Here is a 22,365-nt window from a genome sequence, read left to right on the forward strand (position 1 = left end):
TCCTCCGGCCGCCGGCGTCAACACAGTAAAGGAACCGCCCAGTGTCACCTCTGGCCCGCTTCTCACCGGTGCCTGCCGCGACGGATCCGGCGATCATTCGCAACTTCTGCATCATCGCCCACATCGACCACGGCAAGTCCACCCTGGCCGACCGCATGCTCCAGCTGACCGGCGTCGTCCAGCCCCGGGACATGAAGGCCCAGTACCTGGACCGCATGGACATCGAGCGTGAGCGCGGCATCACGATCAAGTCCCAGGCCGTGCGCATGCCGTGGGAACTCGACGGCGAGTCCTACGCGCTGAACATGATCGACACCCCGGGGCACGTGGACTTCACCTACGAGGTGTCCCGGTCCCTGGCCGCCTGCGAGGGTGCGATCCTGCTGGTCGACGCCGCCCAGGGCATCGAGGCGCAGACGCTGGCCAACCTGTACCTGGCCATGGAGAACGACCTGACCATCATCCCGGTGCTGAACAAGATCGACCTGCCGGCCGCCCAGCCGGAGAAGTACGCCGAGGAGCTGGCGAACCTCATCGGCGGCGACCCGGCGGACGTACTGAAGGTCTCGGGCAAGACCGGCATGGGCGTCGAGGCCCTGCTGGACAAGATCGTCGCCGAAATCCCCGCTCCCGTCGGTGATGCCAACGCGCCGGCCCGGGCCATGATCTTCGACTCCGTCTATGACACCTACCGCGGCGTGGTCACCTACGTCCGCGTGGTGGACGGCAAGCTTTCGCCGCGCGAACGCGTGCAGATGATGTCCACCCGCGCCAGCCACGAACTCCTGGAGATCGGCGTCAGCTCGCCCGAACCCACCCCGTCCAAAGGCCTCGGCGTCGGCGAGGTCGGCTACCTCATCACCGGCGTGAAGGACGTCCGTCTCTCCAAGGTCGGCGACACCGTCACCAACCTGGCCAAGCCGGCTGCCGAGTCCCTGCCGGGCTACGCGGATCCCAAGCCCATGGTCTTCTCCGGCCTGTACCCCATCGACGGCGCCGACTATCCGGTGCTGCGCGACGCGCTGGAAAAGCTGATGCTCAACGACGCCGCGCTGGTGTACGAGCCGGAAACGTCCGCGGCGCTGGGCTTCGGCTTCCGGGTGGGCTTCCTGGGCCTGCTGCACCTGGAAATCACCCGTGAGCGCCTTGAGCGTGAGTACAACCTGGACCTGATCTCCACCGCGCCCAACGTCGAGTACGAGGTCACGCTGGAGGACAACAAGGTGGTCACCGTCACCAACCCCAGCGAGTACCCCGCAGGCAAGATCAAAGAGGTCCGCGAACCAATGGTCTCGGCCACGATCCTGGCGCCGAGCGAATTTGTCGGCGCCATCATGGAGCTGTGCCAGTCCCGCCGCGGCGTCTTGGGCGGCATGGATTACCTCTCCGAGGACCGGGTGGAAATCCGGTACCGCCTGCCGCTGGCCGAGATCGTGTTCGACTTCTTCGACGTGCTCAAGTCCAAGACCCGCGGCTACGCCTCGCTGGACTGGAAGGCCGACGGCGAGCAGGTGGCCGACCTGGTCAAGGTCGACATCCTGCTCCAGGGCGAGCAGGTGGACGCCTTCAGCTCCATCACGCACAAGGACAAGGCCTACAGCTACGGCGTGATGATGACCGGCAAGCTGCGCGAGCTGATCCCGCGGCAGCAGTTCGAGGTCCCCATTCAGGCCGCCATCGGCTCGCGCATCATTGCCCGCGAATCCATCCGCGCCATCCGCAAGGACGTGCTGGCCAAGTGCTACGGCGGCGACATCTCCCGTAAGCGGAAGCTGCTGGAGAAGCAGAAGGAGGGCAAGAAGCGCATGAAGATGGTCGGCCGCGTGGAGGTGCCCCAGGAGGCCTTCGTGGCCGCCCTGTCCTCTGACGAATCCGCCGCGAAGGACAAAGCCAAGAAGTGACACCCAGCGCTCTTCCCCTGGGTGATCCTGCACCGTCGGACGGCCTGCTTCCCGCCCAGGCGGCCGACGGCGCCGCGCAGCGGAACTTCGGGCTGTACGTCCACATTCCGTTCTGCGCGGTGCGCTGCGGCTACTGTGACTTCAACACCTACACGGCGCGTGAACTCGGCGGCGGGGCCTCGCAGGACGAATACGGCGGCACCGCGCAGCAGGAGGTCGTCTTCGCAGCCCGCGCGCTGCGCGGCTCCGGCGTGCCGGACCGGCAGCTTGGAACGGTGTTCTTCGGCGGCGGCACGCCCACCCTGCTTCCGGCCCGGGACCTCGCGGACATTCTCGGGGCTGCTGTCGCCGAGTGGGGCCTGGCCCCGGGCGCGGAAGTCACCACCGAAGCCAACCCTGACTCGGTGACCCCGGAATCGCTGCGCCTGCTGGCCGACGCCGGTTTCACCCGGGTCTCCTTCGGCATGCAGTCCGCCGTGCCGCACGTGCTGAAGGTGCTGGACCGCACCCATAATCCCGCACGGGTGCCCGATGCGGTCCGCTGGGCCCGCGACGCCGGCCTGAACGTCAGCGTCGACCTGATCTACGGCACGCCGGGGGAGTCGATGGCGGACTGGCGCCGGTCAGTGGAGGAGGCGCTCAGCTACGAACCCGACCACATCTCCGCCTACGCGCTGATCGTGGAGGACGGCACGCGGCTGGCCCGGCAGATCCGCCGCGGCGAGGTGCCGGCAGTGGATGACGACGACCACGCGGACAAGTATCAGCTGGCGGACGAACTGATGTCGGCCGCCGGCCTGCAATGGTATGAGGTGAGCAACTGGGCGCGCACTCCGGCCGATGAGTGCAGGCACAACCTGGCGTACTGGCGCAGCGACGACTGGTGGGGCATCGGTCCCGGAGCCCACTCGCACATGGGCGGGGTGCGCTGGTGGAACGTCAAGCACCCGGCCGCCTATGCGGCGCGGCTGCAGTCCGGGCAGTCCCCTGCAGCTGGGCGGGAAACACTGGACGCGGACACGCGGTACCTGGAGGACGTCATGCTCCGCGCCCGGCTGGCCGAAGGCCTCCCGGTGGCGTCCCTGCACGGCTCGGGACGGCAGGCGGTGGCCGGGTTGATCGCCGACGGGCTCGTGGAGCCCGCGGCAGCCTTTGCGGGGACTCTGCGGCTGACCCTGCGCGGGCGGCTGCTGGCCGACGCCGTGGTCCGCAGGCTGCTGCCGGACTAAGCCCGCCCGGCAGGCGGGTGCCGGGCTGGCCCCGGCCGGCGGGGCCAGCGTCGGGCCGTCAGCGGATCCGGCGCAGGTTCCAGCGGTAACGGTGGGGACGGCCGCGGTTGACTTCAATTCCGGCGCGGACCGAGGCGACCGCCACAAAGATCCAGATGACCGCGTTCAGCACGGCGAACAGCCCGCCCACTCCGGGCAGGAACGCCAGCAGCCAGGCCACAAGCGCCAGGATGGTCGGCGGGAGGGTGAAGTTCAGCGCTTCCTTGGATTCCTGGGCCGTGAACGGGCCCCGGTCACGGAAGACCAGATAGATGATCAGGGAAGGGACAAAGCCCAGGATGCCGCCGAAATGGGCCAGGGTTGCCCACTGGCGGTCCTCCGAGGCAGTGAGCGGCAGAGCGTTCGCGGGCGCGCCCTGGTACTCCGGCCGTGTTCCCGCGCCGCGCTCGTCGGGCTGCCGGGGCGGGTGGTTGGGGCGTGTGTTGGACACGGTCTGCATTCCTCCGAGCTCGTGACGCCTTGGTTCAGTGCACGATGGTTCTGATCTTACAAGGGTACTGGCTGCCGGCCGGCCGGCTCACGCCCCCGGGACGGTCAGGAAGTCGATGACCTCCTCAACCCGGCCCAGCAGCGACGGCTCCAGATCGGCATAGGAGCGCACGCCGCCCAGGATCCGCTTCCAGCCCGCCGCGGCGTCGGCGTGGTCGGCATGCGGCCAGCCGAGGCCGCGGAGGATGCCGGTCTTCCAGTCCTGCCCGCGCGGAACCTCCGGCCAGGCGGCCAGGCCGAGCGCGGCGGGCTTGACCGCCTGCCACACGTCCACGTAGGGGTGCCCGACGATCAGCACGTTGCCCGCCGCCCCCTTGGACGCCATGACCTCGGCGGCGATCCGGGACTCCTTGGAGCCGGGCACCAGATGGTCCACCAGCACCCCCAGGCGGCGCTGCGGGCCGGGCTGGAAGTCGCGGACCGCGCCGGCCAGGTCGTCGATGCCGTGCAGGGGTTCGACGACGATGCCTTCGACCCGCAGGTCATCGCCCCACACCTTCTCCACCAGCTCGGCGTCGTGCTTGCCTTCGACCCAGATGCGGCTGGCACGCGCCGTGCGGGCGCGCATCCCTTCGACCTTCACGGAGCCGGAGGCGGTCCGGGCGGGCCTGGCGGGGGCCGGCGCCTGCGTCGGCGGCACCACCTCCACCGGCTGCCCGTCCACCAGGAAACCGAATCCGAGCTCGAACGAGCGGCGCTTGCCGTGCCGGTCCTCCAGCACCACCAGGTGCATGCCGCCGGATTTCTCCACCCGCACGACGGCACCCACCCACCCGGTCTGCACGTCTTCGAGGACCAGGCCGGGAACAGCCTGTTCCTGCGGCAGCTTCCGGCGGGTCGGGGCGGCGAGGTCCTGTGGTCCCCATTGGGAATAGTCGGGCACGGGCGTCCTTCTGTCGGAGCGGTTCACGGAGCCTGCCGGCGCAGTCGCTTCCGGGCCCTTCCGGGCGGGGCGGTTCAATGCTAGCAACGGGGCCGATTCATATTAGACTTAGCACTTGAAGACTGCGAGTGCTAAAGCAGCCGGCGGCCGGCCCACGGACCCGCCGGCCTGGACGGACGAAGGAGGTAACGCATGAGCGAGCCGCGCCGGCTCGAGGTGCTCCGGGCCATCGTCGAGGACTACGTCCATTCCCGGGAGCCGGTCGGTTCCAAGGCCCTCGTCGAGCGCCACCACCTCGGCGTTTCGTCCGCCACCATCCGCAACGACATGGCCGCCCTCGAGGAGGACGGGCTGATCGTCGCCCCGCACACCTCCGCAGGACGGATCCCCACCGACAAGGGCTACCGGCTCTTCGTGGACCGGATCTCCGACGTCAAGCCCCTCTCGGGAGCCGAGCGCCGGGCCATCCAGACCCTGCTGGAAGGCGCAACCGACCTCGACGACGTCATGGACCGCACGGTGCGGCTGCTTGCCCAGCTCACCAGCCAGGTCGCCGTCGTGCAGTATCCGCACCTGGGTGACGCCAAGGTGCGGCACATCGAATTCGTGCTGCTGGCCCCCGCCCAGGTGCTCGTGGTGCTCATCTCGACCACCGGCCGGGTGGAGCAGCGGGTGCTGACGGTGCCGGAGACCGTCGAACCCGACCTGCTGGACCTGCGGCGGCACTTCCTCACCGCCCTCGCCGGAGCGCCGCTGAACAGTCTCGCGGCCCCGCTCGGCGAATGCCTGCACACCGTTCCCGAGCGGCTGCGCCGGACCGCCGCCGCCCTGGCCCGGTGCCTGGAGCAGCTGGCGGGCAACAACCGCGAGGACCGGATCGTCATGGCCGGCACCGCCAACCTGGCCCGCTCCACCGTTGACTTCCCGCTCAGCATCGGCCCGATCCTCGAAGCGCTCGAGGAACAGGTGGTCATGCTGCGTCTGCTCTCGGAAATGCAGCAGGACGCCCGCGGCGTGTCGGTCCGCATCGGCAGCGAGAATGAGCACGGGAGCCTTGCGGAGGCCTCCGTGGTGGCTACCGGCTACACACCGGACGCGTCGGCCAAGGTGGGCGTGCTCGGCCCCACCCGGATGGACTACCCCAACACCATGGCGGCGGTGCGCGCCGTCGCCCGCTATCTGTCCAGGATCCTGAACAACTAGGTTTTGAACAATCACAGCGTCCGTGCACACCATGGAGACCGGTCAGCACCACCCAGCCGACGTGCGGGTGCCGGCAGCCGCGCCGCATGGACGCGGGCTATACAGGAAGCGATGTAACGAGTGAGCGACCACTACCAGGTCCTCGGGGTGTCCCGGGACGCCACCGGAGAAGAAATCAAGAAGGCCTACCGGAAACTGGCCCGCAAGCTGCACCCGGACGTGAACACCGCGCCCGGCGCCGCGGACGAGTTCAAGGCCGTCACCCATGCCTATGAGGTCCTGTCCGACCCCGAGAAGCGTCGGATCTACGACACCACCGGCAACGAAAACGGCACCGATAACGGGTTCGGCGGAGGCTTCGGCGGCCAGGGCTTCGGGTTCCAGGACATCTTTGACACCTTCTTCGGCGGCGCCGGCGGCGGCGGGCGCGGCCCGGCGTCGCGCACCCGCCGCGGACAGGACGCGCTGATCAACGTCCGCATCGACCTGCGCGACGCCGTGTTCGGCACCGACAAGAAGATCGACGTCGAAACGGCCGTCGTCTGCCCCACCTGTGACGGCAGCTGCTGCCAGCCCGGGACCTCCCCGCGCACCTGCGACATCTGCCACGGCACCGGCCAGGTCCAGCGCTCGGTCCGCTCCATCCTGGGCCAGGTCATGACCACCGCGCCCTGCGGCACCTGCCAGGGCTACGGCACCGTCATCCCCGATCCCTGCCACGAATGTGCGGGGGAGGGACGGGTGCGCAGCCGCCGCACGCTGACCATCCGGGTGCCCGCGGGCGTGGCCACCGGCACCCGCATCCAGCTTTCCGGCCAGGGCGAGGCCGGCACCGCCGGCGGCCCGCAGGGCGACCTGTACGTGGAGATCCGGGTCAGCCCCGACCCCACCTTCACCCGCGACGGCGACGACCTGCACGCGACCCTGACCGTGCCGATGACCGCCGCCGCGCTGGGGACCACCGTTACGCTGGCCACCTTCGACGGCGACCGGGAGGTCACCGTCAAGCCCGGCACCCAGTCCGGTGAGGTCACCGTGCTGCGCGGCCTGGGCGTGACCCACCTGCGCGGAGCCGGCCGGGGAGACCTGCACGTGCACCTGCAGGTGGAGACCCCCACCAAGGTCGACGCCGAGCAGGAGGAGCTGCTGCGCCGGCTGGCCGAGCTCCGCGGCGAGCAGTACGCCGAAGGTCGGCTTTCGACCTCCGGATCCGGTGTCTTCGCCAAGCTGCGCGACCGCCTCGGCAACCACTGATCCATGACCAGCCCGATCTTCTACGGCGACCCCGACGCCGTCGCCGCCGCGACGCCGGGGGCGACGTTCGTCCTTGACGGAGCCGAGGCCCGGCACGCGGTCTCGGTGAAGCGGCTGGCAGCGGGCGAGGACGTGGACATCGCGGACGGCCGGGGCCTGCGCCTGGCCGGACGGGTGCTTGCCGCCGCGCCGGCGCGCCTGGAGGTGGAGGTCCTTGCCCGGGTCGAGGAGCCGGAACCGGAGGGGCGGTTCATTCTCGTACAGGCCCTGGCCAAGGGCGACCGGGACCTGCAGGCGGTGGAATCGGCCGTCGAGCTCGGCGTGGACGAGGTGGTTCCGTGGCAGGCGGACCGCAGCATCGTCCGCTGGAACGCCGACAAGGCGGCAAAGGCCCGGGCCAAGTGGCAGGGCCTTGCCGCGGCCGCAGCCAAGCAGTCGCGGCGGGCGCGGATTCCCGAGGTCGCCGAGGTTGCCACCTCCCGCGCGCTGCCCGGGCGACTGGCCGACGTCGGCCTGGTCCTGGTCCTGCATGAAGAGGCGGACGCGCCGCTGGCCGCCGTGCTGGCGGCCGCCGCCGAGCGGTACAGCCGCGGGATTGCCGTCGTGGTGGGTCCGGAGGGCGGCATCTCGCCCGCGGAGCTGCAGGCGCTGCGGGAGGCCGGCGGCGTCGTCGTGCGCCTCGGCCCGCACGTGCTGCGCTCCTCCACCGCGGGCCCTGCGGCCCTGGCGGTCCTGGCCTACGAGCTGGGTCGCTGGGATACGGCCTGAGCGCGCCGCGGGACCCTGTCCGGCGGGAGCCCGTGTGCCGGCATGCTAGTCGCCGGCAACCCGGATCAGCTTGGAATCCTCATTGGTGCCGTCCTCGCCGTGGTGGACCCGCAGCTGGTAATCGCCGGGGGGCAGCTCCACGTCGAAGCTGAAGCTGCCGGTGTCGCCGGTTTCGGCGTCCAGGTCCGCAAAGCCCTCGGCCGTCGGCTCCGGGGCGGGCCTGCCGTCCGCCGCCAACCGGTCCACCCGCCAGGCCAGCGGTGCGCCCTGGGACACGGCGGTGCCGCTGACATGGACGGTCCCGGCGGATCGGTCCCCGTGCTGGGGTTCGATGATCCAGATGGGTGCCGTCAGGCTGGGGTCGCGGGTGAGGGCGCCGTCCAGAGGCTCGTGCCCGAAGGCCACGTAGTCGGCCTTGCCGTCCACGAGGACCACCACGCTGGACTCCTGCCCGTAGGTGGTCAGGCCTGCGTTGTGCGCCGCCGCTGTGGCGGTGTACACCAGCTGCTGCACCGCACGGTGGGCGACGCCGGCGTCCAACGGGGCCTTGAAGGCATCCGAGGAGATGTCCACGGTGATCACGTTGCGGCCCGAGATGGAGGCGCTGACCTTCTCGGCCGGCTGCCAGGGGGTGAAGTAGTCGCTGTCCAGGGGAACCTGGCGCGTCATGGCCGCCACGGCCTCGCCGATCGGGTCCGCGGAATGCTCCGACGGGAGGAACTCCCGGTACAGCTGGATGTCGGAGCCGTTGCGGCCCAGCCAGTACACGGGGTTCAGGTGCCGGGTCCGGCTGTCGTCGGCGGGGGCGGTCACGGCCATCGTCGAATCCTGTACCGCCGCGGTGCTGAAGGAGGTGGGCATGGAGGTGGTGGCGTTCTCGGCCACCACTCCGCAGGAACAGAGGCCGGACAGGGCTGCGGCGGCGGCGGCTGCGTGCAGCCGCCGGGCGGCGGTTCTTCCGCGGTGGGCGCCCATCGTCCTCCTCACGGATCCAGCGTTCCCTCATACGTTGTGCTGCGCCCGGCACCGGGCACGCCTTACAGCTTCGCACGGCCCGCGGCGCCGGATGCCGGGATTTATCCCCCTGCGTCCGGACTGCAACACGATTGAGACAGAGCCGATGCCGGGGCGAGACCTGCCGCCGCGGGGGGAGGGGCGGTCCGTTGGCATATCCAGTAACATTAACCACGAGGCTTCGCCGCCGGACCGGCGCCGGACCCCGACCACGCCGGAAGCCACCGGCATCCATACTTCCTAAGGGGCGATGAAAGGCCTTCCAGGGCCGCATTTATGACCGAATCTTCAGCTGGAACGCGAATTCCTGGTACGGAAACCCGCACCATTGTCTTTGACTCCACCGAACAGATGGTCCAGTCTCTGGGCGCCAACGATGAGGCGCTGAAAACGATCGAGGCCGCCTTCCCGCAGATGAGCCTGCATGTGCGCGGCAATGAGCTCTCCCTCACCGGCCCCGCTGCCGACGTCGGGCAGGCCGACCGCCTGGTCAACGAAATCCGCGTGCTCGCGCGCAGCGGAACCCGCGTCAGCCCCCAGGTGCTCGAGCAGCTGGTCATCATGCTGCGGGAACAGAGCGCCGACCGGCCCGCCGAGGTGCTGACCCAGAACATCCTTTCCACGCGCGGCAAGACGATCCGGCCCAAGACGCTCAACCAGAAAAACTACGTTGACGCGATCGACCGCAACACGGTCGTCTTCGGCATTGGACCGGCCGGCACGGGCAAGACCTACCTGGCCATGGCCAAGGCGGTCCAGGCGCTGCAGCAGAAGGAAGTGAACCGGATCATCCTCACCCGCCCCGCGGTGGAGGCCGGGGAACGGCTCGGCTTCCTGCCGGGCACGCTGAGCGACAAGATCGATCCGTACCTGCGCCCGCTCTACGACGCGCTGCACGACATGATGGACCCGGAGTCCATTCCGCGCCTGATGGCGGCCGGGACCATCGAGGTCGCCCCGCTGGCGTACATGCGCGGCCGGACCCTCAACGACGCGTTCATCATCCTCGACGAGGCGCAGAACACCACGCCCGAACAGATGAAGATGTTCCTGACCCGCCTGGGCTTCGGCTCGAAGATGGTGGTTACCGGAGACGTGACGCAGGTGGACCTGCCCGGGAGCACGGTCTCCGGCCTGCGCGTGGTGCAGCAGATCCTCGAGGGCGTCGACGACGTCGCGTTCCCCCAGCTGAGCGCCGCCGACGTCGTCCGCCACCGGCTGGTCAGCGATATCGTCACCGCTTACGGGACCTGGGACGAGGAGAACCGGAAGGCACGGCAGGAAGCCGCCGCGCCGCGCAGCGGACGTGACCGCAGGTCCGCGCCCCGTGACGGCAGGGAGCCGCGATGAGCATCGAGGTCAACAACGAGTCCGCCGTTCCCTCCGACGAGGAGGAGCTCGCCCGGCTGGGCCGCTACCTGCTCGAGGCGCTGTACGTCCACCCGGAAGCCGAACTGTCCATCATCCTAGTGGACGAGCCCGCCATGGAACGGCTGCACATTGAATGGATGGACCTGCCCGGGCCCACCGACGTGATGTCCTTCCCCATGGACGAGCTCCGCCCCGGCACCCCGGGACGGCCCGCCGCCGCCGGGATGCTCGGCGACATCGTGCTCTGCCCGCAGGTTGCCGCCGAACAGGCGAAGGCCGCGGGCCACGGCCTGCGTGAGGAGCTGCTGCTGCTGACCACCCACGGACTGCTGCACCTGCTCGGGTACGACCATGCGGAGCCGGAGGAGGAACGGGAGATGTTCGGGCTGCAGCGGCGGCTGCTGGGGGATTACCTCGGCACCGAGGCACCCCGGGAGACCCGAAGTTGAGCATCGGCGTCCTGATCGCCATGGCGGTGGTGTTCGTGGTCCTTGCGGGACTGCTCACCGCCGCCGAATCCGCCTACAGCTACCTGCCCCGGCATGACGCCGAAGGCCTGCTCGAAGGCCGCTCCGGCGGGTCCCTGCGACGCATCCTCGACGCGCCGGTGGCGCATATGCAGGCGCTGCGGTTCTGGCGCGTCTGGTTCGAGATGGCCACCGCGGTCTCAGTGGCCACTGTCTTCCAGCTGCTGCTCGACAACATCTGGCTGGCCGGACTGCTGGCGACGGTCACCATGGCCGCGGTCGGGTTCGTCCTGGTCGGGGTATCGCCCCGCCAGATCGGCCGCCGGCACGTGTCCGGCGTCGTGGTCCTCACCGCGGGCCTGGTGCGCGTGCTGCGCAGCGTGCTGGGCCCCGTGCCGGGTTGGCTGGTCCGGGTGGGTACCGCCGTCGCGCCGGGCGCCCAGGGCCAGGACGCGGCCTTCCTCACCGAGGACGAGTTCCGTGAACTGGTCGACCGCGCCTCGGAGGCCGACATGATCGAAGACGCCGAAGCCGAGTTCATCCACTCCGTCTTCGAACTGGGCGACACCAAGGTGCGTTCGGTCATGGTGCCGCGCACCGACATGGTCTGCATCCAGTCCGGCAGCACGCTGCGCAAGGCGATGTCGCTCTTCCTGCGTTCCGGCTACTCCCGGGTCCCCGTGATCCAGGACAGCGCCGACAAGATCCTGGGCATCCTGTACCTCAAGGACGTTGCCGCCCAGCTGCACGGACACCCGCCCGAAGCGCTCGACCGCAGGGTCGACGAGGTCCTCCGCGACGTGCGGTACGTGCCCGAATCCAAAGCGGTCAGCGAACTGCTGCAGGAGCTGCAGCGCGAATCAACCCACGTGGCGATCGTGATCGACGAGTACGGCGGAACCGCCGGCCTTGTCACCCTCGAGGACCTGATCGAGGAGATCGTCGGCGAAATCGTCGATGAATACGACTCCGAACGCCCGGAGATCGAGGACCTCGGCGACGGCAGGTTCCGGCTCTCCTCGCGGACCGGCATCGATGACCTGGGTGAGATCTTCGGGGTGGAGCTCGAAGACGACGAAGTGGACACGGTGGGCGGGCTGCTCGCCAAGTCCCTGGGCCGGGTGCCCATCGTCGGCAGCGAAACCGATATCCACGGCATCCGGCTTCACGCCGAACGGCTGGAAGGACGCCGCAACCGGGTGTCCCACGTCCTGGCCTGGCGCGCGCCGCAGGCAGCCGACAACAACCGCGGAACCGACGCCGATGCCGGTGCCGGTGACCGCTCCCACACGACAGAACTGGTACCACGTAATGACTGAGCAGAAGCACCGAGCCGGATTCGTCTCCCTGGTGGGCAGGCCCAACGCGGGCAAATCGACCCTGACCAACGCCCTGGTGGGGCAGAAGGTCGCCATCACCTCCGCCAAGCCGCAGACCACCCGGCACACCATCCGCGGCATCGTGCACCGGCCCGACGCCCAGCTGATCCTCGTCGACACGCCCGGACTGCACCGTCCGCGTACGCTGCTCGGCCAGCGGCTGAATGACCTCGTCGCCGACACGCTGTCCGAGGTGGACGCGATCGGGTTCTGCCTGCCGGCGAACGAGCCTGTTGGGCCCGGCGACCGGTTCATCGCGAACCAGCTGGCGGCCCTGCGGGGCAGGCCGGTCGTCGCATTGGTGACCAAGACGGACCTCGTTGACCGCGCGGCCCTGGCGAAGCAGCTGATGGCCGTCACCGCCCTCGGCACCGAGGTGCTGGGGGAGGGCGGCTGGGCGGACGTCGTGCCGGTGTCGGCCGCCGACGGCTTCCAGGTCGACACGGTCTCAGACGTCCTGGTCTCGCACATGCCCGAGTCCCCGCCCCTGTACCCCGACGGGGAACTCACCGACGAGCCCGAAGCCGTCATGGTGGCCGAACTGGTCCGCGAGGCGGCGCTCGAAGGCGTCCGCGACGAGCTGCCGCACTCGCTCGCCGTCGTGGTCGAGGAAATCGTTCCGCGTGAAGGCCGTTCCGAGGATAATCCGCTCCTCGACGTCCGGGTGAACCTCTACGTGGAGCGGCCCTCGCAGAAGGCCATCATCATCGGCCGCGGCGGCTCCCGTCTGCGCGAGGTGGGCAGCAACGCCCGGCGCAGCATCGAGGCCCTGCTCGGCACCCGCATCTACCTGGACCTGCACGTCAAGGTGGCCAAGGACTGGCAGCGGGACCCCAAGCAGCTCGTCAAACTGGGGTTCTGACCTCACGCGCTGAGATCTGCGACACAAATGTCCGCCGCCGGTGCCCCCGGCGGCGGACTTCTGCGGGCGTGGTTCCGTACGTTCTCCCAGATTCGCGCCGTACACTGTCCTCCGTTCAGCATTAGTTTCTCCGAGTGAAGGGATCGGCCATGTCCTCGCGCCGTGCCTCATCGGCAGCCGGTTCCTCCACACGGTCCGCGCAGCCTTCAGTCCGCCGGGCCCGCGTGTCCGGCGGCCGCCACCTTGGCCGGGGCGGCGGTTCCGGCCACCCCGCGCTGAAGGCCGTCGCAGCCGCCCTGTCCCTGGTGCTCGTTGCCGGCCTGGCGTTCGTGGGCATCCAGCTGATCCGGCTGCAGAACAACTTCGATACCCGGCCCCTGGACCTCAGCGGCAACGACAACGCAGCCCCTGCCGCCGCAGCAAGCGATCCGCTGCAGATCCTGGTCCTGGGCACGGACAACCGCGAAGGCCAGGAGTCCAACAACTCCGACGTCATGATGCTCGTGCACCTAGGGGCCAACCGGGAGCACGTCACCGTCGTCAGCTTCCCCCGCGACCTGCTCGTACCGCTGCCGGCCTGCACCGATCCCGACACCCAGACCGTCTATCCGGCCATGGAGCTGGGCCAGCTGAACGGCGCTTTGGGCAACGGCGGGCCGGGCTGCACCGTTGCAGCGATCAACGAGCTCACCGGGCTGAGCATCGACCACTTCATGATGGCCGACTTCAATGCGGTCGAGGAGCTTTCGAACACCCTGGGCGGTGTGGAGGTCTGCGTGAACCAGGCCGTGGACGATCCGCTGTCCGGACTCAACATTCCCGCCGGCGTCAGCACCGTACAGGGCGAGCAGGCCCTTGCCTTCCTCCGTACCCGGCACGGGTTCGGCAACGGCGGCGATGAAGGGCGCATCCGTGCCCAGCAGAGCTTCCTCTCCTCGATGGCCCGCAAGATCCAGTCCGAGGACACGCTGAACAACCTCCCGAAGCTGTACTCGATCGCCGAGACGATCACCCGGAACCTCACCGTCGACGAACAGCTCACCGACATTCCCACCCTCGTCGGCCTGGCCGGGCGGCTCAAGGACGTCGACCTGGGCCGGGTGGCCTTCGTGACGGCCCCGGTGGTGCCTTACGACCTCGATCCCAACCGCCTGGTGCTCAATGAACCTGCGTCGCAGGAGCTCTTCGACGCCCTGGTCAACGATGAGGACATCACCGGCGGCGCCGAACCGGAGCCGGAGGGGACCGCGACCGCCGCACCCACCGAGGAGACGCCCGCCGTCGACCGCGCCGCCGTCCCCGTCTCGCTGCTGGACGCCTCCGCCGTCGGCAACCGCGACGCCGAGCTGGCCGAGTTCCTCCTCGGTGAAGGGTTCACCCAGGCCGTGGCCGGCGGCAGCACCGCCCTGGCCAACCCGGCGACGCAGGTCTTTTTCAGCCCCGGCTATGAGGAGGCAGCGGCCGAGGTCGCGGCCGCCCTGAACCTCCCGGCAGTGCAGGTTGCGGCCGGGACCGGATTCACCGGCGTGCTGGTTCAGGTGGGCCAGGACTTCGCCGAAGGCGACCGGCTTGCCGACGGCGGGACCGGCGGGCTGGGCGACCTCAGCGGCCAGACCGCCGATCAGGTTACGTGCCAGACCGCGTTTGGTTACTAGCGGTTCCGCACCCCGCGCGGACTGCGTGTTAGTCTGACGACGTGCGCGCAGAGCTCCTTCTTCTTAGCTGCCGCGGCGAGGCCTGAAGCGAACCACGCAGAGGCCGAACCCTCGTCGCGGAGTTTGTGTTGCCCGGCCGCAGTACCCCAGCTCCAAGAGAAAAGGCCGGCAGATCCATGCGCAACGCACAGCAGCCCTCCCAGATGCCCTTCCACCGGTACGTGCCCTTCCAGGACCAGATCGACGTCTCCCTGCCGGACCGGACCTGGCCCGACAAGGTCATCACCCAGGCCCCGCGCTGGTGCGCGGTGGACCTGCGGGACGGAAACCAGGCCCTGATCGATCCCATGAGCCCCGAGCGCAAGCACCGGATGTTCGACCTGCTGGTCGGCATGGGGTTCAAGGAGATCGAGGTCGGCTTCCCGTCCGCGTCGCAGACGGATTTCGACTTCGTCCGCCAGCTCATCGAGGGGGACCGGATTCCCGACGATGTCACCATCCAGGTCCTCACGCAGTCCCGCGAGCACCTGATCGAGCGCACCTATGACGCCCTCGAAGGCGCTGACCGTGCCATCGTGCACCTGTACAACTCCACCTCCGTGCTGCAGCGCCGGGTCGTGTTCAACACCGACCAGGACGGCATCGTGGACATCGCGCTGACCGGCGCCAGGCTGTGCCGCAAGTATGAGGAGCAGCTGCGCGGAACCGAGATCACCTACGAGTACTCGCCCGAGTCCTACACGGGCACCGAGCTGGACTTCGCACTGCGGATCTCCAACGCCGTCGCCGATGTCCTCGAGGCCTCCCCGGACCGGCAGATGATCCTGAACCTGCCCGCCACCGTGGAGATGGCGACGCCGAACGTCTACGCCGACTCGATCGAATGGATGCACCGCAACCTGGCCAACCGGGAGTCGATCATCCTGTCACTGCACCCCCACAACGACCGGGGGACCGGGGTCGCCGCCGCCGAACTGGGGTACCTGGCCGGCGCCGACCGGATCGAAGGCTGCCTGTTCGGCAATGGTGAGCGCACCGGTAACGTCGACCTGGTCACCCTGGGCATGAACCTTTTCAGCCAGGGCATCGATCCGCAGATCGACTTCTCCAACATGGACGAAATCCGCCGTACGGTCGAATACTGCAACCAGCTGCCCGTCCCCGAACGCTCGCCCTACGGCGGCGACCTGGTCTTCACCGCCTTCTCCGGCTCCCACCAGGACGCCATCAAGAAGGGCTTCGAGTCGATGGAACGCGACGCCGCGGCACAGGGCACCCCGGTGGCGGAAATGCAGTGGGGCGTGCCCTACCTGCCCATCGACCCGAAGGACATCGGCCGCAGCTACGAGGCCGTCATCCGGGTCAACTCGCAGTCCGGCAAGGGCGGTGTCGCCTACCTGCTCAAGAGCGAACACAACCTGGACCTGCCGCGCCGTGCCCAGATCGAATTCTCCGGCGTCATCCAGCGGCGCACCGACACCGCCGGCGGCGAAATCACCGGTGCGGAGCTGTGGAAGGTGTTCCAGGACGAGTACCTGCCGGTCACCGAGGACTCCGACGGCGAGCCGTGGGGCCACTACCGGCTGGCCGCTGCCAACGCCGACACGGCGGAGGACGGCAGCTTCCGGCTGAACGCGACCCTCGTGGCGGACGGCACCGCCCACCGCCGCACCGCCTTCGGGACCGGCCCGATCGACGCGCTGCTGCAGATGCTCGCCGAGGACGGCGTCGACGTGCGCCTGCTGGACTACACCGAGCATGCCCTGTCCGCAGCCGGCGACGCGCAGGCGGCCGCCTATGTGGAACTGGCGGTGGGGGAGCGTGTCCTGTGGGGCGTCGGCCTGGACGCCAACACCACCATGGCGGCGCTGAAGGCCGTGATCTCCTCGGTCAACCGGGCTATCCGCGACCGGGCCTAGAATAGCGAGAGTGGCCCCCAAATCCTTTGCCTCCCGGACCTACCGGGATGAAGCAGTGGTCCTGCGCACCCACAAGCTGGGTGAGGCGGACCGCATCGTCATCCTGCTCACCCGAGCCCACGGGCAGGTCCGGGCGGTGGCCAAGGGGGTCCGCCGGACCTCGAGCAAGTTCGGCGCCCGCCTGGAACCGTTCATGGCCGTGGACCTGCAGCTCACGCATGGCCGGACCCTGGACATCGTGACGCAGGTCCAGACCCGCGGTGCCTATGCCGGGCCGATCGCCGCCGACTACGCCCGCTACACCGCGGCCGCTGCCATCGCCGAGACCGCCGAGCGGCTTACCGACGTCGACGGCGAGTCGGCCACCGCGCACTATCACCTGGTCCTGGGCGCCATGGCGGCCCTCAGCCGCGGGGCGCACGCCCCGGAGCTGATCCTGGATTCCTACCTCCTGCGCGCCCTGGCCACCGCCGGCTGGGCGCCCAGCTTCACCGACTGCGCCCGCTGCTCCGCGCCCGGCCCGCACAGCGCCTTCGCGCCCGCCCTGGGCGGGGCGGTCTGCGCGGCGTGCCGGCCGCCGGGAGCGGCGTCGCCATCGGGTGAGACCATGGCGCTGCTGGCGGCCCTGCTCACGGGCGACTGGGCGGCCGCCGATGCCGCGGACGCCCAGCCGCGGCGCGAATCCGCGGGCCTGGTCGCCGCGTACCTGCAGTGGCACCTTGAGCGGGTCATCAAGTCCCTACAACATGTGGAGCGTGTCTAGCGTGCACCCGAAGAAGTCCGTCCCGGTACGGCCCTGGCCCCATCCCTCCGGCGCCGTCCCCCCGACGGTGCCGCCTGCCCTGGTGCCGAACCACGTGGCAATCGTCATGGACGGCAACGGACGCTGGGCCAACCAGCGCGGCCTGCCCCGCACCGAAGGCCACAGGGCCGGCGAAGCCGCCCTGCTGGACGTGATGGCCGGCGCCGTGGAGATCGGCATCCGGCACGTGTCCGTGTACGCTTTCTCCACCGAGAACTGGAAGCGCTCCCCGGAGGAGGTGCGCTTCCTGATGGGCTTCAGCCGCGATGTGCTGCGCCGCCAACGTGACCAGCTCGACGAGTGGGGGGTGCGGATCCGCTGGTCCGGCCGCCGTCCCCGGCTCTGGCAGTCGGTGGTGAAGGAGCTGGAGGTCGCCGAGGAGCAGACCAGGGGGAACACCACCTGCACCCTGAACATGTGCGTGAACTACGGGGGCCGGGCGGAGATCGCCGACGCCGCCGCGGCCATCGCCGCCGACGTCCAGCGCGGCAAGCTGCGCGCCGGCTCGATCAGTGAAAAGACCATCCAGCGCTACCTCGACGAACCGGACCTGCCCGACGTCGACCTCTTCCTGCGCACCTCGGGCGAGCAGCGGTTCTCCAACTTCATGCTCTGGCAGTCGGCCTACGCGGAAATGGTGTTCATGGACACCCTCTGGCCCGACGTCGACCGGCGGACCCTTTGGGAAGCGGTGGAGATCTACGCCCGCCGGGACCGGCGGTACGGGGGAGCGGTGGACAAGGCCGCAACCGCCTGACCCCGGTGCGCGCCGGGGGAGGGGGCGGCCCTTTCGTGGCTTCTCAGGGCCGGGGAATGAAGCCGTCCAGCCACCGGCCCATCCGGGTGTAGACGAGATCGCGTACCGGGCGGGCGGACAGGAGCACGTCGTGCAGCGCCCCGTCGAAGCGGAAGACCGTGACCTCCGGGCCCAGCAGCAGGCCGCGCTGGACCATCGCCGACACGTCGAGGACGGAATCCGTCTCGGTCATATCCGGAGTCCACTTCGCGGCAATGGTGGAGCGGGCGGAGGCCAGCAGCAGGATCGGCACCCGGATGTCCAGGCCCTTGGCCACCTGCGCATGCCCGGCCAGGACAGCGGAGATCCAGCCCGCCCGCACCGGGAAGCTCATCCGCGGTTTCCACACCGGATGCGGATCCCACTCGCCGTCGGCCTCGCTGCTGATGCTGCGCCAGTAGAAGTCCAGCTCCGGCAGGACCAGGCGTGCCTTGGGCCGCATCCGCGCCAGCGGCTCCAGCAGTCCGGCGGCGGCACCGCGGACCATGGAGCTGCCCCTCAGCTCCAGCCACGGGCTGTTGAGGATCAGCGCCTCGATCCGCCCGGGATTGCGGTGCGCCCACAGGCTCGCCACCAGGCCCCCGGTTGAGTGGGCCATCAGGCTGATCCGCACCGGCACCTGCGGGCCCAACCGATCATGCAGGTCCAGGCGGACGGCGGCCATCGCGGCCTCGAGGTCGGCGTCATACTCGGCCAGGTCGTTCACGAAGCCCTCGGTCTGCCCCTCACGCAGTGAGCGCCCGTACTTGCGCAGGTCCAGGGCGTAAAAGGACATTCCGTGCCCGGCAAAGAACTCGGCGAGCTCCGTGTGGAAAAAGTAGTCCGCCCAGCCGTGCACATAGATGACGGCATGGATCGGCTCGGGATCCCGGCGCGTGCCGGGCAGGAGGGAGCGCAGCGTCCGGCGCAGCCGTTCGCCCGGGCGCTCCGCCACGGGGTCCGGCGTGAAGCTGACGAGCGTGGCCGCGAGCGGCCCCTCGTCGTCTTCGCCGAGGTCCAGCGTCAGGCAGCGGTAGCCCTCGCCAAGAATGTCGGGCTCCCAGTTCAGACCCATGTCACCGAGCATATCCGACCAATATCCGACCTCGGTGACGTGCCGGATTTGGCCCCGGACCGGGGGCGTGGAATCGTTTTAACCATGCGCGTTTATCCCGCTTTCTTCCGCCTTGTCTTCTCCGGGATGGACCCCGAGCTGGCCCATCGGATCGGTTTCACCGCCATCCGGGCCGCTGCGCTGACACCGGCCGGCCCCGCGCTGCGGCGGCTGACGCGCCCGTCGCGTTCCCTGAAGACCGAGGCCCTGGGGCTCGAGTTCCCCTCGCCCTTCGGACTGGCCGCCGGATTCGACAAGGAAGGCTCCGGCGTCGCCGCCCTCGCCAATCTCGGGTTCGGCCACGTCGAGGTCGGCACCGTGACCGGCCGCGCGCAGCCCGGCAACCCCAAGCCGCGGCTCTTCCGCCTCGTGGAGGACCGGGCCGTGATTAACCGGATGGGCTTCAATAACGACGGCGCCGCTGCCGTGGCGCCCCGCCTGGCCAAGGCCCGGGACGTGCTGGCCCGCCGGGCCGGCCGGCCGCGGCCCGTGGTGGGCGCCAACATCGGCAAGACCAAGGCGGTGGACCTGGCCGACGCCGTCGCGGACTACGAGACCAGCGCCCGGCTGCTCGCGCCCCAGGCGGATTACCTGGTGGTCAACGTCAGCTCGCCGAACACTCCCGGCCTGCGGCTGCTGCAGGACGTGGAAGCCCTCCGCCCGCTGCTGACTGCCGTACGTACCGCCGCGGATGAGGCCGCGGGGCGGCGGGTGCCGCTCTGCGTGAAGATCGCCCCCGACCTGGCCGACGAAGACATTGACGCGGTCGCGCGGCTGGCCCTGGACCTGGGCCTCGACGGCGTCATCGCCACCAACACGACCATCACCCGTCAGGGCCTGGCCTCGGACCCGGAGCAGGTCATGGCCTGCGGGGTGGGCGGGCTGAGCGGGGCTCCGCTGAAGCAGCGGTCCCTTGAGGTGCTGCGCAGGCTCCACACGGCGCTGGGGGAGGACGGGCCCGACATCATTTCCGTCGGCGGCGTGGAGTCCGCCGACGACGTGCGCGAACGGCTGGCGGCCGGCGCCAAGCTGGTGCAGGGCTACACGGCCTTCCTCTACGAGGGGCCCTTCTGGGCGGCGCGGATCAACCGGGGCCTGGCCCGGGGCCGCTAAGCCGAAAGGGATCCGATACGCAGGGATCCGATGCATAGAGAAGGGGACGCCGCACGGCGTCCCCTTCTCTATGCATCGGGCCTGAGGCGTCCGCGCCTCAGTTCGGGTACTGGCCCCGGCGGACCTGGGGCTTGGGCAGGCGGAGCCGGCGCATCTGCAGGGCCCGCGAGATGCCGTACCAGACATCGCCCCGGTCAGGGCCGCCGAACTTGTCGGTGAGCCGACGGCGCAGGCTCCGGCGCAGCAGCAGGCTGTCAGCGATGACCACCAGCAGCAGCACCCAGAAGACCATCATGACCAGGCTCTGCAGGGTGAGGTTCGGAATGAAGGTGAGGACCACGAAGAGCAGGGCCGCGATCATGAGGAACTCGCCCACGTTCCACCGGGCATCCACCACATCACGCACGAAGCGCCGCTTGGGTCCCTTGTCACGCAGGGGAAGGTAGCGCTCGTCGCCGGTCTCCAGGGCCTGGCGGGTCTTCAGCCTCTCCTGGCGCATGGCTTCGCGGGAGGCGTCCTTGGCCGCCTTGCGGTCATTGGGAACCAGCGGGCGCTTCCGCGCGGCAACCTGGTCCTTGCGGCGCGGCGTGGGGGCTCCCTTGCCCGCGGCCTTGCCTGCCGCCGGCTCCGCCTCGGCAGCTCGCTGGTCTACGGTTTCCTGCGCGGTGGGCGCTTCCTTGTTTCGTCCGAACACCCACCAAGAATACCCGAGTAGGGTGCTGCTATGACTTCACACGCCGAAGAACACCCCGTGCGTCGTGACGCGGACACCCTCCGCGCCCGGATCGACGCTGATTTTGCCCGCACGGTGGAGGAGCTCAAGGCCCTGGTGGCCATCCCCGGGATCGCCTGGGACTCCTTCGACCCCGCCCGGCTGGACGACAGTGCCGCCGCCGTCGCCGACCTGGTCCGGGGCCTTGGCCTGGACGACGTCCGCGTCCTGCGCGTGGACAACGACGGCCGCCCCGGCGGTCCCGCCGTCGTGGCGCGCCGCCCCGCCGCGCCCGGCAGGCCCACCGTGCTGCTCTACGCCCACCACGACGTCCAGCCGCCCGGGGACCCCGACCTGTGGGAGACCGAGCCGTTCAAGGCCGTCGAGCGGAACGGCCGGCTGTACGGCCGCGGCGCCGCCGACGACAAGGCCGGGATCATGGTCCACGTCGCCGCGCTGCGCGCCCTGGCCGAGGCCGGGACCGACGTCGGCGTGACCCTGTTCATCGAAGGCGAGGAGGAGGCCGGGTCCCCGACCTTCCGCACCTTCCTGGAAACCCACCGCGACCTGCTCGCTGCGGACGTCATCGTGGTCGCCGACTCCTCGAACTGGAAGGTCGGGGTGCCGGCCCTGACCACCAGCCTGCGCGGGCTGGTGGACGGCACGATCGAGCTGCGGGTGCTGGACCACGCCGTGCACTCCGGAATGTTCGGCGGACCGGTGCTGGACGCGCCCACGCTGCTCGCCCGGCTGATCGCCACTCTCCATGACGATCAGGGCAATGTCGCCATCGACGGGCTGGTCGCCTACGACGACGCCGAGGTGGACTACCCCGAGGCGGACTTCCGGGCCGATGCGTCCGTGCTCGACGGCGTGCAGCTGGCCGGGTCCGGTTCCCTGGCCTCACGGTTGTGGACCAAGCCGGCGCTGTCGATCATCGGGATCGACGTGCCGTCGGTGGCGATGTCCTCCAACACCATCCAGCCCTCGGCCCGGGCCAAGTTCAGCCTGCGTCTGGCGCCCGGGCAGGACCCCGCGGAAGCGATGGCCGCCGTCGAACGCCACCTCGCCGCCCACGCCCCCTTCGGCGCCCGGGTCCGGCTGCTGCCGGGGGAGCAGGGCAACGCCTTCGCCGCAGACACCACGGCACCCGCCGCGCAGGCCGCGCTGGAGGCTTTCCGGACGGCGTGGGGCACGGAGCCGGTGGAAGCAGGCATGGGCGGCTCCATCCCGTTCATCGCCGACCTGACCGAGGTGTTCCCGCAGGCGCAGATCCTCATCACCGGCGTGGAGGATCCGGATTCGCGCGCCCACAGTGCCAACGAGTCGCTGCATCTGGGTGATTTCCGCAACGCCATCCTCGCCGAGGCGCTGCTGCTGGCCTCACTCTAGGAC

General features: G+C 69.8%; 20 protein-coding genes. 15 read left to right on the forward strand and 5 right to left on the reverse strand.

Annotation, left to right across the window (positions count from 1 at the left end; translation table 11 throughout):
* The first annotated feature begins 41 nt into the window (after nucleotides 1-41).
* Both lepA and hemW read left to right on the forward strand, forming a co-directional pair.
* A complete protein-coding gene (lepA, locus tag AC5RUW_RS05605; protein WP_494159791.1) occupies nucleotides 42-1,901 on the forward strand; it encodes a translation elongation factor 4 in 1,860 nt (619 codons plus the stop codon).
* Entirely contained in the window at nucleotides 1,898-3,130 is a 1,233-nt protein-coding gene (gene hemW / locus AC5RUW_RS05610) for a radical SAM family heme chaperone HemW (protein ID WP_494159792.1), read from the forward strand. Before lepA ends, hemW begins: the two co-directional genes overlap by 4 nt.
* A 58-nt stretch (nucleotides 3,131-3,188) precedes the next feature.
* On the opposite strand, the gene AC5RUW_RS05615 is transcribed toward hemW, so the two are convergent.
* A complete protein-coding gene (locus AC5RUW_RS05615) occupies nucleotides 3,189-3,629 on the reverse strand; it encodes a DUF4870 domain-containing protein (RefSeq protein WP_494159793.1) in 441 nt (146 codons plus the stop codon).
* A gap of 78 nt (nucleotides 3,630-3,707) precedes the next feature.
* Complete coding sequence (locus tag AC5RUW_RS05620; protein ID WP_494159794.1) at nucleotides 3,708-4,562, reverse strand: DUF3097 domain-containing protein; 855 nt, start codon at nucleotides 4,560-4,562, stop codon at nucleotides 3,708-3,710.
* 192 nt (nucleotides 4,563-4,754) lie between these two features.
* On the opposite strand from AC5RUW_RS05620, the gene hrcA reads away from it, so the two are divergent.
* The 3 genes from hrcA (at nucleotide 4,755) to AC5RUW_RS05635 (ending at nucleotide 7,787) form a co-directional block, all read left to right on the forward strand.
* A complete protein-coding gene (gene hrcA / locus AC5RUW_RS05625) occupies nucleotides 4,755-5,765 on the forward strand; it encodes a heat-inducible transcriptional repressor HrcA (protein WP_494159795.1) in 1,011 nt (336 codons plus the stop codon).
* Between the two features lie 120 nt (nucleotides 5,766-5,885).
* Nucleotides 5,886-7,019 carry a molecular chaperone DnaJ gene (dnaJ, locus tag AC5RUW_RS05630; RefSeq protein WP_494007078.1) on the forward strand — a complete coding sequence of 378 codons (1,134 nt, stop codon included), beginning with the start codon at nucleotides 5,886-5,888 and terminating at the stop codon, nucleotides 7,017-7,019.
* A 3-nt stretch (nucleotides 7,020-7,022) separates the two neighbouring features.
* Nucleotides 7,023-7,787 (forward strand): 16S rRNA (uracil(1498)-N(3))-methyltransferase, encoded by a 765-nt coding sequence (locus tag AC5RUW_RS05635; RefSeq protein ID WP_494159796.1) that lies wholly within the window; start codon nucleotides 7,023-7,025, stop codon nucleotides 7,785-7,787.
* Between the two features lie 45 nt (nucleotides 7,788-7,832).
* Here the strand turns inward: AC5RUW_RS05635 and AC5RUW_RS05640 are convergent, their stop codons facing one another.
* On the reverse strand, nucleotides 7,833-8,762 hold the full coding sequence (locus AC5RUW_RS05640) for a GerMN domain-containing protein (protein WP_494159797.1): 930 nt from the start codon (nucleotides 8,760-8,762) through the stop codon (nucleotides 7,833-7,835).
* A 315-nt stretch (nucleotides 8,763-9,077) separates the two neighbouring features.
* Between AC5RUW_RS05640 and AC5RUW_RS05645 the strand changes: the two genes are divergently transcribed.
* The 8 genes from AC5RUW_RS05645 (at nucleotide 9,078) to AC5RUW_RS05680 (ending at nucleotide 18,013) form a co-directional block, all read left to right on the forward strand.
* Nucleotides 9,078-10,151: a PhoH family protein gene (locus tag AC5RUW_RS05645; RefSeq protein WP_494159798.1), complete on the forward strand. Its 1,074-nt coding sequence runs from the start codon at nucleotides 9,078-9,080 to the stop codon at nucleotides 10,149-10,151.
* On the forward strand, nucleotides 10,148-10,621 hold the full coding sequence (gene ybeY, locus AC5RUW_RS05650) for an rRNA maturation RNase YbeY (RefSeq protein WP_494159799.1): 474 nt from the start codon (nucleotides 10,148-10,150) through the stop codon (nucleotides 10,619-10,621). Before AC5RUW_RS05645 ends, ybeY begins: the two co-directional genes overlap by 4 nt.
* 20 nt (nucleotides 10,622-10,641) lie before the next feature.
* Nucleotides 10,642-11,958 carry a hemolysin family protein gene (locus AC5RUW_RS05655; protein ID WP_494160197.1) on the forward strand — a complete coding sequence of 439 codons (1,317 nt, stop codon included), beginning with the start codon at nucleotides 10,642-10,644 and terminating at the stop codon, nucleotides 11,956-11,958.
* The gene (gene era / locus AC5RUW_RS05660) at nucleotides 11,951-12,880 is read left to right on the forward strand and encodes a GTPase Era (protein WP_494159800.1); all 930 of its coding nucleotides are present in this window, start codon (nucleotides 11,951-11,953) and stop codon (nucleotides 12,878-12,880) included. The genes AC5RUW_RS05655 and era overlap by 8 nt, the downstream gene beginning before the upstream one ends.
* Nucleotides 12,881-13,029: 149 nt before the next feature.
* Nucleotides 13,030-14,535, forward strand: a complete 1,506-nt coding sequence (locus tag AC5RUW_RS05665; RefSeq protein ID WP_494159801.1) for an LCP family protein — start codon at nucleotides 13,030-13,032, stop codon at nucleotides 14,533-14,535.
* Between the two features lie 176 nt (nucleotides 14,536-14,711).
* Nucleotides 14,712-16,454, forward strand: a complete 1,743-nt coding sequence (leuA, locus tag AC5RUW_RS05670; RefSeq protein ID WP_494159802.1) for a 2-isopropylmalate synthase — start codon at nucleotides 14,712-14,714, stop codon at nucleotides 16,452-16,454.
* Between the two features lie 10 nt (nucleotides 16,455-16,464).
* Nucleotides 16,465-17,217, forward strand: a complete 753-nt coding sequence (gene recO / locus AC5RUW_RS05675) for a DNA repair protein RecO (RefSeq protein ID WP_494007070.1) — start codon at nucleotides 16,465-16,467, stop codon at nucleotides 17,215-17,217.
* Nucleotides 17,210-18,013 (forward strand): isoprenyl transferase, encoded by an 804-nt coding sequence (locus AC5RUW_RS05680; protein WP_494159803.1) that lies wholly within the window; start codon nucleotides 17,210-17,212, stop codon nucleotides 18,011-18,013. The genes recO and AC5RUW_RS05680 overlap by 8 nt, the downstream gene beginning before the upstream one ends.
* Nucleotides 18,014-18,056: 43 nt before the next feature.
* On the opposite strand, the gene AC5RUW_RS05685 is transcribed toward AC5RUW_RS05680, so the two are convergent.
* Nucleotides 18,057-19,106: an alpha/beta hydrolase gene (locus tag AC5RUW_RS05685; RefSeq protein WP_494159804.1), complete on the reverse strand. Its 1,050-nt coding sequence runs from the start codon at nucleotides 19,104-19,106 to the stop codon at nucleotides 18,057-18,059.
* Nucleotides 19,107-19,190: 84 nt separating this feature from the next.
* Between AC5RUW_RS05685 and AC5RUW_RS05690 the strand changes: the two genes are divergently transcribed.
* Complete coding sequence (locus AC5RUW_RS05690; protein ID WP_494159805.1) at nucleotides 19,191-20,258, forward strand: quinone-dependent dihydroorotate dehydrogenase; 1,068 nt, start codon at nucleotides 19,191-19,193, stop codon at nucleotides 20,256-20,258.
* 97 nt (nucleotides 20,259-20,355) lie between these two features.
* Here the strand turns inward: AC5RUW_RS05690 and AC5RUW_RS05695 are convergent, their stop codons facing one another.
* A complete protein-coding gene (locus AC5RUW_RS05695) occupies nucleotides 20,356-20,952 on the reverse strand; it encodes a DUF3043 domain-containing protein (protein WP_494159806.1) in 597 nt (198 codons plus the stop codon).
* 30 nt (nucleotides 20,953-20,982) lie between these two features.
* On the opposite strand from AC5RUW_RS05695, the gene AC5RUW_RS05700 reads away from it, so the two are divergent.
* Nucleotides 20,983-22,362 (forward strand): dipeptidase, encoded by a 1,380-nt coding sequence (locus tag AC5RUW_RS05700; protein WP_494159807.1) that lies wholly within the window; start codon nucleotides 20,983-20,985, stop codon nucleotides 22,360-22,362.
* The last annotated feature ends 3 nt before the right edge of the window (nucleotides 22,363-22,365 follow it).

It is taken from the genome of Arthrobacter sp. Y3222053 (assembly GCF_059092805.1).

Bases quoted from the DNA above. Each gene is read 5' to 3' on its own strand.
- AC5RUW_RS05615 (WP_494159793.1), bottom strand. From the start codon at position 3,629: ATGCAGACCGTGTCCAACACACGCCCCAACCACCCGCCCCGGCAGCCC.
- hrcA (WP_494159795.1), top strand. From the start codon at position 4,755: ATGAGCGAGCCGCGCCGGCTCGAGGTGCTCCGGGCCATCGTCGAGGAC.
- AC5RUW_RS05635 (WP_494159796.1), top strand. From the start codon at position 7,023: ATGACCAGCCCGATCTTCTACGGCGACCCCGACGCCGTCGCCGCCGCG.
- AC5RUW_RS05640 (WP_494159797.1), bottom strand. From the start codon at position 8,762: ATGGGCGCCCACCGCGGAAGAACCGCCGCCCGGCGGCTGCACGCAGCC.
- AC5RUW_RS05645 (WP_494159798.1), top strand. From the start codon at position 9,078: ATGACCGAATCTTCAGCTGGAACGCGAATTCCTGGTACGGAAACCCGC.
- ybeY (WP_494159799.1), top strand. From the start codon at position 10,148: ATGAGCATCGAGGTCAACAACGAGTCCGCCGTTCCCTCCGACGAGGAG.
- AC5RUW_RS05655 (WP_494160197.1), top strand. From the start codon at position 10,642: ATGGCGGTGGTGTTCGTGGTCCTTGCGGGACTGCTCACCGCCGCCGAA.
- era (WP_494159800.1), top strand. From the start codon at position 11,951: ATGACTGAGCAGAAGCACCGAGCCGGATTCGTCTCCCTGGTGGGCAGG.
- AC5RUW_RS05665 (WP_494159801.1), top strand. From the start codon at position 13,030: ATGTCCTCGCGCCGTGCCTCATCGGCAGCCGGTTCCTCCACACGGTCC.
- leuA (WP_494159802.1), top strand. From the start codon at position 14,712: ATGCGCAACGCACAGCAGCCCTCCCAGATGCCCTTCCACCGGTACGTG.
- AC5RUW_RS05685 (WP_494159804.1), bottom strand. From the start codon at position 19,106: ATGGGTCTGAACTGGGAGCCCGACATTCTTGGCGAGGGCTACCGCTGC.
- AC5RUW_RS05690 (WP_494159805.1), top strand. From the start codon at position 19,191: ATGCGCGTTTATCCCGCTTTCTTCCGCCTTGTCTTCTCCGGGATGGAC.
- AC5RUW_RS05700 (WP_494159807.1), top strand. From the start codon at position 20,983: ATGACTTCACACGCCGAAGAACACCCCGTGCGTCGTGACGCGGACACC.